Genomic DNA, 12,436 nt, shown 5'->3' with positions numbered 1-12,436 from the left:
GCCGGTGTGCGGTGTCGCGCCCGCTGCGGGACCGGTGATCGTCGCCGCGCGCCCGGCTGGGGCGCTCACCAGGGCCAGGTTTCAGTCGCGCGGGAGGAACGGCAGCATCTTCGGCTCGTACCCGCCGAGATAGCGTGCCGGGTCCGCGTCCAAGACCGAGGCCAGCAGCGTACCGAAGACATCCCGGAAGTCCGTCGTCGCCTTGAGGTCGCCGTCGTCCAGGTCGGTCAGGCTCGGCTGCTCCCCGTAGAGCCCGCCCGCGACCTGAGGACCCAGAACGAAGACGGGCCCGGCGGTTCCGTGGTCGGTGCCGTCGGAGGCGTTCGCACGAACCCGCCGACCAAACTCGCTGTACACGACCACGGTCACCCGTTGACCGGCCTCGGTCTGCGCCAGCCTGCCCGCGAAGTCGGCCAACGCCTGGTCGAGCTGGCGCAACAGCAGCTCGTGGCCGGGCCTCTCCGCCGCGTGCGTGTCGAACCCACCGAGGCTCACCGAATACACGCGGGTGGGGACCCCCGCTTCGACGCAGTGAGCCACCCGGGAAAGCTGTTCGGAAAGAAGGTTCGCCCCGCCCGTGCCCGTCGCCGCGATGGCCGGTTCGGCGGGGAGGTCCGCCCCGGCGTCCACCGCTTCGGCGTCCCGGATGAGCTGGTCGATCTTGATGAGATTCGCATAGGCGTCCGCAGCCCGTGCCTGCATCTCGGATTCGTTCGGCTCCCGCCGCCCGAGCACCGCGATCATCTCGGTGGTGACTCCGGCCGGCAACTTGAGCCCACCGATACTCACACAGGCCCCGGTACGGGTCTCTCCCACGAGCAGGGGCGGGAGCATGGGCTCGAAGCTCACCGCGGCCTCTGGCGCGGCCTTGATGCCGTCCAGCCATCGGCCGACCCAGCCGGAGGTGGTCGGATCGCTCGGTGAGGCGGTCTGCCAGATGTCCATGGACCGGAAATGGCTGCGGTCCGGTTTGGGATATCCGGCCCCGAGAACGACAGCCAGGCGCTGCCCACTCCACAGTCGGCTCAGGCCCTTCATCACCGGATTCAACCCGAGCGAGTCGTCGATCCGAAGCACCCGATCAGGCTCGTAGGCCAGCTCAGGTCGGGCCGCGTGGTACGCCGGATCCGCGTAGGGGACGACCGTGTTGAGCCCGTCGTTGCCGCCGTAGAGCGTGACGATGACCAGCTTGCGTGTCTTCCGGTGGTCTTCCCCGGCAGACGCGTCGCTCGCGGTCCGCAGGAGTTCCGCCAGGCCCAGACCCCCTACCCCGGCGGCGATGGCGCTGCCGCCGACGACGCCGGAAGCCAGGAGAAACCTGCGCCGGGTCAATGCGTCCATGTCACGTCACCAGATATTCCGGGCTGACCAACCCGAGGGTCAGCAGGCGCTGCGGATCGGTAGTGCCCTTCAGGGCCGAGTACGTCCTGTTGGTCCACGTCTCGACAGCCAGGACGTGTGCCACGTCTTCCGGAGTCAGCCGCTGGGCCGGGACCAGTTGGGCGATCCGACCGGCAAGGTTCAGGCGGACCTGCGCCGCCCCGACCGTCAGCCACTCCGCTCCTGCGGCCCATCCCTCGACACTCGGGGGCGCGAACGGCAACTGCCCCATTCGCTCCAGGGCGTTGAGGGCGTACGTCAGCATCTCGTCGGACAGCCTTCCCGGCCGCAGACCCAACTGCCGCATCGCGCCGACGAACCACTCCGTGGGCTGCTTGACCAGCTTGCCGGCGCTGGCCTGGAACGCGTCGTCCTCGAAGAGCTTCCGCAGCATCGCCATGGAGTCCGGGAACGCGCGAACCATGCTGTCGCGGGTGGACATCGGGATCAGGTCGGCTGACGAGGCGTACCGGAACCACAACCGCTCGGCGATGAACCCCGGGCAGGCCTCGTGCTTGAGCAGCAGATCCACCAGCGAGTGGGCGTCGAAGTCCTTCGTGACTCCGAGGATCCTCTTCCTGCCGCTGTCGTGTGAGGCAGGACTGAAGTACGCGCGCCCGCGGTCGTAGTCGATCTTCCAGCCGGTCAGCGCACGGCCCGCCTCCTTCACGTCCCGTTCGGTGTACCTGCCGATGCCGAGCATGAAGAGTTCCATCAACTCGCGGCCGAGATTCTCGTTGGGCGCGGTCCGCGTGTTGAGTTGCCCGTCGAGCCAGTAGATGAGCGCCGGGTCGGTGATCATCCGATGTGCCATCGTCGCGAAGTCGAGCGAGCTGCGCAGCGTCTTGTGTTGCACGAGCATCAGTTGCGGGCGGATCACCTTCCGGACCGAGGTGGCCCAGTGCCCGTGCCAGAAGAACCACAGCTTCTCGCGGGTCTGGTGGTCTGCGACGGTGAGACGATCCAGCCACCACTGGGTGATCCGCTTCGTCTGCTCCCGGCGCTCCTCATCCCCCTTGCTCCGCTGACTGGGAGTGGGGTTCGACAACCCGGCGAAGGGATCCGGGCCGAGTCCCGGCACGGGAGCCTTCAGGGCCCCCACGTCCGGCGCCGCCGGCGCTGTCAGGGCGGCGACCGTCGCCTCGTACCCTGCCTTCTTCGCAGCAGCCAGCTCGGCGGAGGTGGGACCGAAGCCGGCGCGGCGAAGTAGCAACGAGGCGTCGGCCATGCAGCAAATGTATGCGAAGCCCATGACGCGGGCGGACCCCGGGGCCCGGTACCAACCGGTCAGTGTCGCGGTGACGCGGATGGGCCGCCGAGACGCGCATCGCACGTGTCTCGGCGGCCCACTGGATCCGTCACGTCAGGACGGGGCCCTCAGTCGCTGGTGTTCAGCCGACCTTCAGGACCTCGTAGGTGAACATCGTCGACGGGCCCGGATCGGCCACGAACGGATCGAAGCTGGCGATCAGCGGCGAGCCGCCGTTGTTCGGCGCCTGCACCAGGTTGTAGTTGGTCTGGGACTGGAACAGCAGGTTGCCGTCACCCCAGTGGAAGAGCCAGAAGGACTGCGCCGTGCCGATGGCGGTGGCATTGGCGATCAGCGGCTGGGCGCCGCCCGACGGCGCGCTGACGAAGCGCTTGTTGACGTGGGACCGCAGCGCGATCGCGTCGGCGCCCATGTCGAGCATGTCGAACTTCTGCCAGTCGCTGGTCGCGGTGGTGGAGTTGGCGATCAGAGCGCTCCTGCCGGCGTCCGCCGCCGTCACGAACTTGCCGTTGACGGTTGCTCGCAGCACGACGACCGCAGCGGGTGAGGCCCAGATGAACTTCTCGGCCACACCGATGGTGGTGGCGTTGTTGACGAGGGGCAGGGTGCCGCTGGACGGGGCGGTGACGTACTTCCCGTTGATCTTGGCAATCAAGCTGGTGGTGCCGTCGCCGTTCATGACGACCTGGAACCGCTGGGCGTCGGTGATGGTGCTGCTGTTGGCGTACAGTGCGGCGGTACCGCCGGCGGTGGCGGTGACGTGCTTCCCGTTGGCCCAGGACGCGAGCGCGATGTAGCCGCTGCCGGCGTCGATCACGGTGAACTTCTCCGAGTCGCCCATCTGGTTCATGGGCTGGCTGGGGGTCAGCGGCTGGGTGCCGCCGGCACCGACCGAGACGTTCTTGCCGTTGGTCAGGGACCGCAGGCCGGTGACCTGCGGCACGGCGGTGGTGCCGATGCGCAGCATCACGTCGCTGGTGTTGTAGGCGGCGGTGTTCCGCACGACCCGCCGGGTGCCGCCATAGACGATCACGTTGCGCACCTGGGTGGGCGCCCAGGACGGGTTCGCCGACAGCAGCAGCGCGGCGGCGCCGGCGACGTGCGGGCTGGCCATCGAGGTGCCGCTGTACCGGTCGATCGCGGTGTCGTTGGTGGCCACCGACGACGGGATGTGGTGCCCCGGCGCGTGGATGTCCACACACGGCCCGTAGTTGGAGAACGAGGCGCGGAAGTCGACCTCGTCCGTGGCGCCCACCGTGATCGCCGAGGCCGCGCGGGCGGGCGAGTACGAGCAGGCGTCGTCCTGGCTGTTGCCGGCGGCGACGGCGTAGGTGATCCCGGAGGCGATGGACGCCTCCACCGCGGCGTCGATCGCGGCGCTGCCCCCGCCGCCGAGGCTCATGTTCGCCACCGCCGGCTTCACCGCGTTCGCCGTGACCCACTCGACACCGGCGATGACACCGGCCTCCGTGCCGCCGCCCTCGCAGTCGAGCACCCGCACGCCGACCAGCTTCACTTCCTTGGCCACACCGTAGTTGGTGCCGCCGATGGTGCCCGCCACGTGCGTGCCGTGCCCGTCACAGTCGTTCGCGACCGGGTCGTTGTCGACGAAGTCGTAGCCGTTGCTGGCCCGCCCGCCGAACTCCTGGTGCGTGATCCGGATGCCGCTGTCGATGACGTAGGCGTGCACGTTGCTCGCCGTGTTCGGGTACGTGTACCGCTTGTTCATCGGCGCGAAAATCTGGTCCAGCCGGTCCAGCCCCCACGACGGCGTATCCAACTGGGTGTCGCTCTTGGACACCTTGCGGTTCTGCTGCACGTACGCCACCTCGGGGCTGGCGGCCAGCCGCTTGGCCTGCGCCTCGTTCATCCGCCCCGCGAAACCCCGGATCGTGCGCGTGTACGTGCGCGACACCGTGCCGCCGTACCGCTTGGTCAACGCGGTGGCGTTCGCACCGACCTGGGCCGGCGTGGCCTTGCCGTCCTTGAACACCACGATGTAACTGTCCTTGATGGCCCCCATGTCGGCGGCACCCAGGATCCCCGCAACCTTCTTGTCGTCCGGCGGAGCCGCGGACGCGGCACCCCCGCCGGACACGGTTGCCGCGGTCGCGACAGCGGCGAGCGCGAGCCCCGCCACGACCGACCGACAAGCTCGACGAACTTGATACACGCCAGACTCCCCGTGGGATGAACGTCCACCATTGACAATGGACGGTGTTGCCCTTCGGCACAGACGCAGCCCATCTTCGTCGATCAACGTCATCGGCGGCTCAGCCGTTCGGACTATCTGGTGGCGAATGCCAAGGGTTACGCCCCCGCCCCTATTACCAAGTGGCGGACCGAAGAAGACGGGTGATTACCACTGCGCTCCACTCAGAATGGGAGAGGCTGCCTATTGCTCGCGCAACCGTACCGACAACTCACCGTGGCAGGTCGCCGATCGGTGCCACGGTCGCGGCCGGATGCTGCGCGCCGGCGGGCCCGGGCCCGCCGGCGCGCAGCGTCGTCATCCAGCGTCTGCTGGCTCGGCTCACCGGCCGGGCGTGCCGTCCATCTGCGCACCGGTGGAAAGCGAGGCGTACGCCGCCTGCAACTGCAGGCGAACCGCCGCCGAGCTGTGGTGCGCCGCCACCCACTCCCGTCCGTTGGCGGCCAGTCGGGCGGCGGTCTCGGGCGCGGACAGCAGCCCGCTGACCGCCGCGATCCAGCCAGCCCCGTCGTCGGCGACGCGGACGTGGACACCGTCCACCACACCCGCGCGGTCGGCCACCATGCTGGTCGTCACGCTCGGAACTCCAACCGACATCGCCTGGATGAGCTTCAGCTGGACGCCGGTACCCCGGAAGATCGGCGCGATGGCGACGGCAGCATCCGCGTAGTGGGGCTCGACCGCGGGCGCGTTGGCGTGGAGTTCGATGCCGTTTCCGACCAGTTCCTGCACCGCCTTGGGCGGGTCCGTGCCGACGATCCGGAGCCGGGCGTCCGGGACGGCGTCCCGAATGCCCTGCCAGCACTCACGCACGAACCACATCAGGCCGTTGACGTTCGCCTCGTAGCTGAGCCGACCGACGAACAGGACCGTCGGTGCGATCGGGCCCGCCTGCCGCTGGACGGAGAAGTCGCAGGGGCTTCTGACGAGGAAGGTGTTGGGCCGCTCCTGGCCGGGCAGGGACGGAGCGGAGAGCATCAGGGGAACCCCCATGCCGACCAACTTGTCCTCTCGGGCCCGCATCCGGGGTGCCTCCACGCGGCCCAACGCCCGCCAGGCGGGGCTGGGCCCGTGCGAGGCGAGCTGCTCGTAGTACTCGCTGCGGAACTCGTCCAGGTCGACGATGACCGGCGTTGAGCCACAGGCCTCGACCAGGTGGACGGTACGGAAGACATTGAGGTGCACGACGTCCGGCTGGAAGTCGTCCAACTCCCGCCGCAGCGCGTCGGTGAGCGCCTTCGGGCTCGCGTACCCCGTCTGCAACGAGACCCCGGTGCCGAGTGCCCGCGCGGAGCGCAGCATGGAACCGACGCGTGGGTTGGGGACGAGGGTGCGCTCCTTGACCGGCAGGAGCTCCGCCAGCCGCGCCTCCTCCTCGTCGTGCACCAGCCCCAGGAAGCGGACATCGTGCTCGGCGGCGAGCATCTCCAGGATCACGAGGCTGCGCGGACGGACCGATGCCGGGATCCACGGCGCCACAAACAGAATCTTCAAATCGGCAGCCTCCTCAGGGCTGACGCGAGGAGTCGCTGACCCCGCGTGCCATGCTTCGCGAAATAGACATACATGCCGGACCGGTACAGGGGGTTCTTGCCGACCGCACCGGTGCTGGTGCTCTCCTTGTGTTCGGCGACACTCGTCCCGACCGACGCGACACCCCAGCCACCGGCGCGCAACTGCGTGCACAGGTCGACGTCCTCGAAGTAGAGGAAGAAGCGGGGGTCGAACCCACCGATGGACCGGAACGCCTCGCCTCGTACGAGCATGCAGAACCCGGACACCCAGGCGGTTTCGCGCACCTGGCCGGTCGGTTCGACATCGAGATACTCGAGCATCTTGAACTTCTTGCGCAAGGGCGTCGCCCGAGCCAGGTGCTGCTTCAGTCGCCTCGGCACGAGATGGTCGACCTTCAGCGCCGCCAGCCATTCCTTCGCGATGCTCGGCTCGGGCCCCGCCGAGATTCCGAAGCGCCCGTCCGGGTATCGCATCAGCGGCGCGACCACGCCCCGCTTCGGGTCGGCCCGCAGGGCCTCCACGAGGTGCGCGAACGACTCGGGATTGATGTGGCAGTCGGGGTTGAGGAGGAAGTAGGCGTCGGCGCCGGGGAGGGTCTCCGCCGCGGCGTTGATCGCCTTGCCGAAGCCCACGTTCGGCAGCGAGATGACGGGATACCCGAAGGACTTAGCGACCTCGACGCTGTCGTCCGTGGAGGAGTTGTCCACGACCACGACATCGTCCACCGGCAGGGTGCCCAGGCAGCCCAGACTCAGGGGAAGCTCCCGGGCCGAGTTGTAGGAGACGATGATGGCTGCGATTTTCACTGTCGACTCGCAATCCCGTAGGCGTCGAGGTACGAGCGGACCGTGTCGTCCCAACGGAACGTCCGCTCGATGTGTGCGCGGGCGCGCCGACCGCGCTGCGCGGCGTCGTCGGGTGACTCGACTGCGGCCCGGACTGCCGCCGCGATCTCGTCGGCCGTCGACGCGGTGTACAACATCGAGGCGTCACCGCGTACGGACGCGGCCGGTCCATCCGACGTGATGACGGGGCAGCCGAGGGCCATGGCGTGTGCCACCTTCATCAGCACTCCGCCGCCCACGATCGACGGCACGACGACGGCGTGGGCGTCGAGCATCTCCGACCGGAGGTCGGGTACCGCACCCGTCACCACCACCCTGCCGTCGCTCTCACCGAGGCCGACCACGTCGGCGGAGGGCTCCGCCCCGACGATTCTGAGTTCCGCCTGCGGCAGGCTCTGCCACACCAGCGGCATCACCTCACGCGCGAGGAACTGGGCGACGAGCGCGTTCGCGCGTCGCCACATCGCCCCGGCGAACACCAGTCGCGGTCGCTCCGTCGCCGGCGGCGGCGACCAGGACCGGTCACCGACGTGGATTCCCGGCCGGGCGAGCACGGTGTTCGGGTTGCGTGCGGCGGCGACCGCGAAGTCGGCGTCGGAGAGGGTGATGACGGCGGCCGCCTGGCGGATCGCGGCGCGTTCGAACCGTCGCGTCCGAAGCAGCTCGATGAGACGGTACGGCCGTTCCAGGCCGGACGACGCCCGGTAGGACTCCAGCATCACCTTCTCGGTGATGTCGTGCAGACCCAGCACCGAGGCGGGGCTGATCCCGACGACCTCGGCGGACTGCAGATACTCCGAGTGCACGACGTCAGGCCGGATCCGGCGGATGAGCTCGGCCGCCTCCCGGGTCGCTTCTCGCGGCCACGCCTGGCGGAGCCATGCCGGTTCCAGGCGGAGACGGTCCCGGTGGCTCGGACGAGCGGTGACCGTGGCGGGCAACAACGTGTACTTCAGATCGTCCGGCTCCGCCGGCGCCGTGTGCTCCGGCGAGTAGACGAAGAGGTCGACCTGCTCAGCCAACCGCGGGGTGAGCTGCACGATCGTGTCGGCCGCAGCGTGGTAGTGGTGCGCGTTGGGCGCGAACGGGGTGAGCAGAAGGACGCGCATCAGCCCAGCCGCTTCACGAGCGTCGTGACGAACCCTTGCGCGATCCGTCCCTGGGCCGCGACCCGCTGGGCGGCCTCCCGGAACTGCTCGGCGGACGCGGCAGCCGCGGTCGCCGTGCGGTAGAGCGTGTCTGCGTCGACGTCCGGTGGCACCAGGTACTCGCGGAGCCCCAGGTCGACGAAGGCGTCATGGACCTTCCGCTCGTACGCGATGGCCACCGTCGGAACGCCGATCGCCACGGCGAGGAGTGCGGCGTGCAGGCGGGTGCCGAGGACGAGCTGGTTCGTGGCGAGCGACTGCAACCAGTCGCGGAGCGCTCCGACGAGAGGCCGGCTGCCGTCCAGCGGGGTGGGGTCCAGGTCCAGAAGGTCGCGGAAGGCGCGCTCGTAGATGACGCGGTCGTCCTCGCCGTGCGCTCCCCGGCCGAAGGCCATCGGAAGGAAGGTGCCCGACCATCCCTCCTGGCGGAGCCGAGCGGCGCATCCGGAGGTCGCCGCCAGCAGCGAGCCCTCGAGGTCGGGCGCGAGCGGCCGCATCGACAGCGCGAAGCGGCGGCCGGAGTCGACCCGCTCCAGATCGGGCAGCGGCAGGGTGTACGCCATGTCGCCGATGACCTCTGCGCCCGAGCCGAAGTGCGACGCGGTCCGCTCGTCGCGCACACCCACCGCGACACAGGAGGCGCCGATGAGACGCAGCAGCTGACGGCCGAACGGCGTTCCTCCCTCGCGCACGCCGACGCCGACGGTGGCGACGGGCGTTCCCGCCAACTTGGCCATCGCGATGATCCGGGCGAACATCGGCAGGGTGCCGGGCCAGGACAGGTTGGGAGAACGCTCCTGGAAGACCGTGCCGGGGCCGAGCAGGAGCAGTTGACACGACTTGATCGCGCGCTGCACCGCGACCTGACGCTCGGAGGCACCACGAGCCCGCAGTACGGGCATGTGCTCCGTCTGCACGCCATGGAGTTCGGCGACCCGGTCCGGGTTCGGGGAGAAGACCACGAAGGACGCGTTCTCCTTGACCTCGCGGACGCAGGTGATGAGCGAGTGGAGGAGGATCTCGTCTCCGAGATTGTCCGATCCGAACCACCCGACTATTCCGACCCTCACATGTCCTCCGTCGTTGCAGCCCGCAGTCTGCCTGCGGCCCTCCGTTGTCTCACAAATCTGACGGTAGCCAGAGCAAGGATGACGCCCCCGAGAGTGGCGGACGCCGAGGCGGATCCCATCACGGTCAGCAGTCCGGCGAGCGCCCATGCCGCCGCCGCGACAGCTCCGAACGAGATGAGGACCGGCCACACCAGTTCCTTGATCCGCAGGAACCACAGCAGCGACCCGGCCACGACAAGCTCGTTCAGCACCATCGCGCAGGCGGCTCCGTAGGCGCCGTATCTGCCGTCGAGCGCGAGGTTGAATCCGACGCTGCCGCAGATGCTCAGCACGAGCACCATCAACCGGCTGGCGGCACGGCCCCGGGCGAGCAGGATGGCGGACAGACCGAAGTTGGCGAATCGCAGCGCGAGGAACAGGGTGAGCACCATCGCGAGCTCCGGGATGTTCCCCGCCTGGTCACCGAAGAGCACCACGGTAGCGATCGGAAGGCCGATGAACATGACGCCGGCGGCGCCCTGGCCCGCGAGCCCGAAGAACTGGAAGATCGTGAGCGGGTCGTTCGCCTGGGCGGTCCCGGAAGTCCCCTTCGGCGCGGCATAGGCGAGGGCGCCGAGGCCCATGGACGCCGCGACCTGGACCGCCGGCCCGATGATGGCCGCGGCCGAGACGTACTCTCCGACTTCCACGGCGGTGACGAAGAACGCGAGGATGAAGACGTCGCCTCGGAAGTAGAAGAGACCGAGCAGGTCGGAGGCGAAGTACGGCAGCGCCAGCCTGATGTGGTGGGCCGAGCGGACGCCCCGGGAGGCGCGCAGCGACGGCAGGATCCGCACGACGAGTACCGCGGCCGTCGACCGGAGGACCGACGTCACCAGGAAGTAGACAGCGGCGTCACCGAGGGCGAGCCCGTCCGTCAGCCACACGTCGACCGCGCACGCGCCGATGAGCAGGAGGCCGGTGGAGGTGTTCGTGAGCGGTTCGGCCCAGGCCGAACGTGTGCCTCGGATGAGGACCCACGCCGTCTCGTTCCACTGTTCGAAGAGGCTGGCGACGAAGACCAGGAAGAAGGCGAGCTGCGCTTCCGGGGGAAGAAGGACGCCGATCACCACGTACGCGACGGCGGCGGCCGACATCAGCACGACGAAACGGCCGCCATGGATCCGGGCGACCACGGGCGGCGAGACCGTCCCCGCGGCGGCCTCCCTGGTCAGGTAGGTCGGCAGACCGAGGGAGAGCGCGGCGGCGGTGAAGGACGCGGAGAGCGTGGCCATCCCGTAGAAGCCGACGGCCTCAACGCCGGCGCCCCTGGTCAGCAACGCCATGACCACCAGGGTGGTGAACCGCGTGGCCAGGGTGGAGAGCCCCAGCAGGCCCGACACGACCGTCAGCGACGTGCGCCGCCCCGCCGGCGCCCTGGCCTCAGTCGCGACCATTGCCGGTCGCAACCGCCGAGAACCGCGTCCGGGCATGGAAATAGCCCGCTACGAGCGCCAACATCAGAAAATAGGGTCCCTGCATCAGTCCCCAGCCCGTCATACCGATGAGGACGAGAGCCGGCAGAGCGCTGACCAGGACCCTGGGTGCCAGTTCCGAGGTCCGCGTACGAAAGACGGAGCGAATGGCCGCCGTCGCGGTCAGCACGAACGGCAGCCAGAGGAGCAGCGCGCCGACGATGCCCACCTCGGCGGCGCTCAGCAGCAATACGTTGTGCACGGGCACGCCACTCGCCGTCAGCGGATCCGAGGCGCCGACGACGGCGACGTAGCTGTTGGGTCCCACCCCGGCCCACGGATGCGCTCGGATCGCTTCCCCCGCGACCACGAGGAGGTGTTGTCGGGAGCCTCCACCGGGGTCCGCCAGGAATCGCTCGATCAGCCACGGTAGCGACGCCAGGCCGAGCACCCCGGTGAGGCCGACGACCACGAAGTACTTCTTCTGCCACCGCCCGGTCATCAGCTCGAGCAACATGAAGATGAGGATCATGGAGACCACGGCTGCGAGAACCGTGCGACTCTGGGTGAGGGACACGCCGATGAGGACGACACCGAGTGTGGCCCAGGCCACCCATCGTTCGCGCACCGTCCGCTGCGGCAGGGTCAGCGCGCACAGGCCGCAGAAGAACAACACCTTCGCCAGCTCGCCCGGATGGCTCGTCAGGCCCGTGGCACGCCCGAGCACGTCGAGCGCCTGTTGGCCGGAGACGCGTCGCAGCGGAAAACCGAGCACCGCCGCGGTGATCGCGAAGAGTTGCAGCCACGCCACGGCCGCGAAGGCCCAGAGCAGGATCGAGTGCCGGCGGTCCGCGCGCTCGGCCGTGGCACCGATGGCGAACACGATCGCCGCCAGACCGAAGTGCAGCAGGCCACTCACGGTACGCGGGGACGCGTCCCAGTGGAACGCGGCGAACAGGGCCAGCCACCCGAGAAACGGCGCCCACAGGAGGAGGGCGCGGACGAGTCGACGACGCGTGTGCATCGTGACCAGCACGAACGCCACAGCGATCGCGATGGTGTACGAGTAGAGCGTCGGCGCCCCGGTCGACACACCGGCGTAGATGACGACATCGGCGGGAGCAAGGGCGATCGGCACCAGTCCGAGTGTCGCCACCAGGAGCGCCAGTGCGGCGACGATGCGCTGATCCGGATCGGACCGCAGCCCTGCGGCGATCGACCGGCCGGCCCGGGTCAGCTGGACAACCAGGCTCGGGCCCCGATGGCGGCCCGGCCCACGGGCTCCGCGGTTCTCGCCGCCCGGGCCGGCAGCCGGGTCGACGTGTGTCCGAACTGGCTGCTGACCGCCGCTGCGCCATGTCGCCGGGGCATGGCGTGGATCACCCTGGGGATGACCACTGGCCGTACCGGTGAACATGACATCTCCGTATCAGCCTTGGTCGGCCGGTCGCTGCTACGGCTGCGCCGGTCGTGCCGCCGTGCGGGGGTTTCGCTCACGCCTCCAGGGCGGGATCCAGAGCCGATGACGGATCGCTCCGGGGC

At 69.3% G+C, this 12,436-nt stretch carries 9 protein-coding genes; all 9 read right to left on the bottom strand.

The annotated features are described in order from the left end of the window. Window positions 1-81 precede the first annotated feature (81 nt). Entirely contained in the window at window positions 82-1,341 is a 1,260-nt protein-coding gene (locus tag ACLQ22_RS03440) for a DUF1501 domain-containing protein (protein ID WP_425691011.1), read from the bottom strand. A 1-nt stretch (window position 1,342) separates the two neighbouring features. After that, window positions 1,343-2,608, bottom strand: a complete 1,266-nt coding sequence (locus ACLQ22_RS03435; protein ID WP_425691010.1) for a DUF1800 domain-containing protein — start codon at window positions 2,606-2,608, stop codon at window positions 1,343-1,345. Window positions 2,609-2,771: 163 nt separating this feature from the next. Then, window positions 2,772-4,823 carry a S8 family serine peptidase gene (locus ACLQ22_RS03430; RefSeq protein WP_425691009.1) on the bottom strand — a complete coding sequence of 684 codons (2,052 nt, stop codon included), beginning with the start codon at window positions 4,821-4,823 and terminating at the stop codon, window positions 2,772-2,774. 360 nt (window positions 4,824-5,183) lie between these two features. Continuing rightward, on the bottom strand, window positions 5,184-6,356 hold the full coding sequence (locus ACLQ22_RS03425; protein ID WP_425691008.1) for a glycosyltransferase family 4 protein: 1,173 nt from the start codon (window positions 6,354-6,356) through the stop codon (window positions 5,184-5,186). Next, complete coding sequence (locus tag ACLQ22_RS03420) at window positions 6,353-7,183, bottom strand: glycosyltransferase family 2 protein (protein ID WP_425691007.1); 831 nt, start codon at window positions 7,181-7,183, stop codon at window positions 6,353-6,355. Before ACLQ22_RS03420 ends, ACLQ22_RS03425 begins: the two co-directional genes overlap by 4 nt. After that, complete coding sequence (locus tag ACLQ22_RS03415) at window positions 7,180-8,331, bottom strand: glycosyltransferase (RefSeq protein ID WP_425691006.1); 1,152 nt, start codon at window positions 8,329-8,331, stop codon at window positions 7,180-7,182. Before ACLQ22_RS03415 ends, ACLQ22_RS03420 begins: the two co-directional genes overlap by 4 nt. Beyond that, the gene (locus tag ACLQ22_RS03410; protein ID WP_425691005.1) at window positions 8,331-9,440 is read right to left on the bottom strand and encodes a polysaccharide pyruvyl transferase family protein; all 1,110 of its coding nucleotides are present in this window, start codon (window positions 9,438-9,440) and stop codon (window positions 8,331-8,333) included. Before ACLQ22_RS03410 ends, ACLQ22_RS03415 begins: the two co-directional genes overlap by 1 nt. Next, window positions 9,437-10,876, bottom strand: a complete 1,440-nt coding sequence (locus ACLQ22_RS03405; protein WP_425691004.1) for a lipopolysaccharide biosynthesis protein — start codon at window positions 10,874-10,876, stop codon at window positions 9,437-9,439. The genes ACLQ22_RS03410 and ACLQ22_RS03405 overlap by 4 nt, the downstream gene beginning before the upstream one ends. Further along, complete coding sequence (locus tag ACLQ22_RS03400) at window positions 10,863-12,311, bottom strand: O-antigen ligase family protein (protein ID WP_425691003.1); 1,449 nt, start codon at window positions 12,309-12,311, stop codon at window positions 10,863-10,865. Before ACLQ22_RS03400 ends, ACLQ22_RS03405 begins: the two co-directional genes overlap by 14 nt. Between the last annotated feature and the right edge of the window lie 125 nt (window positions 12,312-12,436).

Source organism: Micromonospora sp. DT178 (assembly GCF_049841695.1).
In the GTDB taxonomy this organism is placed as follows: domain Bacteria; phylum Actinomycetota; class Actinomycetes; order Mycobacteriales; family Micromonosporaceae; genus Micromonospora.
Note: the sequence above shows the minus strand (reverse complement) of the source record. Positions and strands in the feature narration are given on the sequence as shown.

Bases quoted from the DNA above. Each gene is read 5' to 3' on its own strand.
- ACLQ22_RS03440 (WP_425691011.1), bottom strand. From the start codon at position 1,341: ATGGACGCATTGACCCGGCGCAGGTTTCTCCTGGCTTCCGGCGTCGTC.
- ACLQ22_RS03435 (WP_425691010.1), bottom strand. From the start codon at position 2,608: ATGGCCGACGCCTCGTTGCTACTTCGCCGCGCCGGCTTCGGTCCCACC.
- ACLQ22_RS03415 (WP_425691006.1), bottom strand. From the start codon at position 8,331: ATGCGCGTCCTTCTGCTCACCCCGTTCGCGCCCAACGCGCACCACTAC.
- ACLQ22_RS03405 (WP_425691004.1), bottom strand. From the start codon at position 10,876: ATGGTCGCGACTGAGGCCAGGGCGCCGGCGGGGCGGCGCACGTCGCTG.
- ACLQ22_RS03400 (WP_425691003.1), bottom strand. From the start codon at position 12,311: ATGTTCACCGGTACGGCCAGTGGTCATCCCCAGGGTGATCCACGCCAT.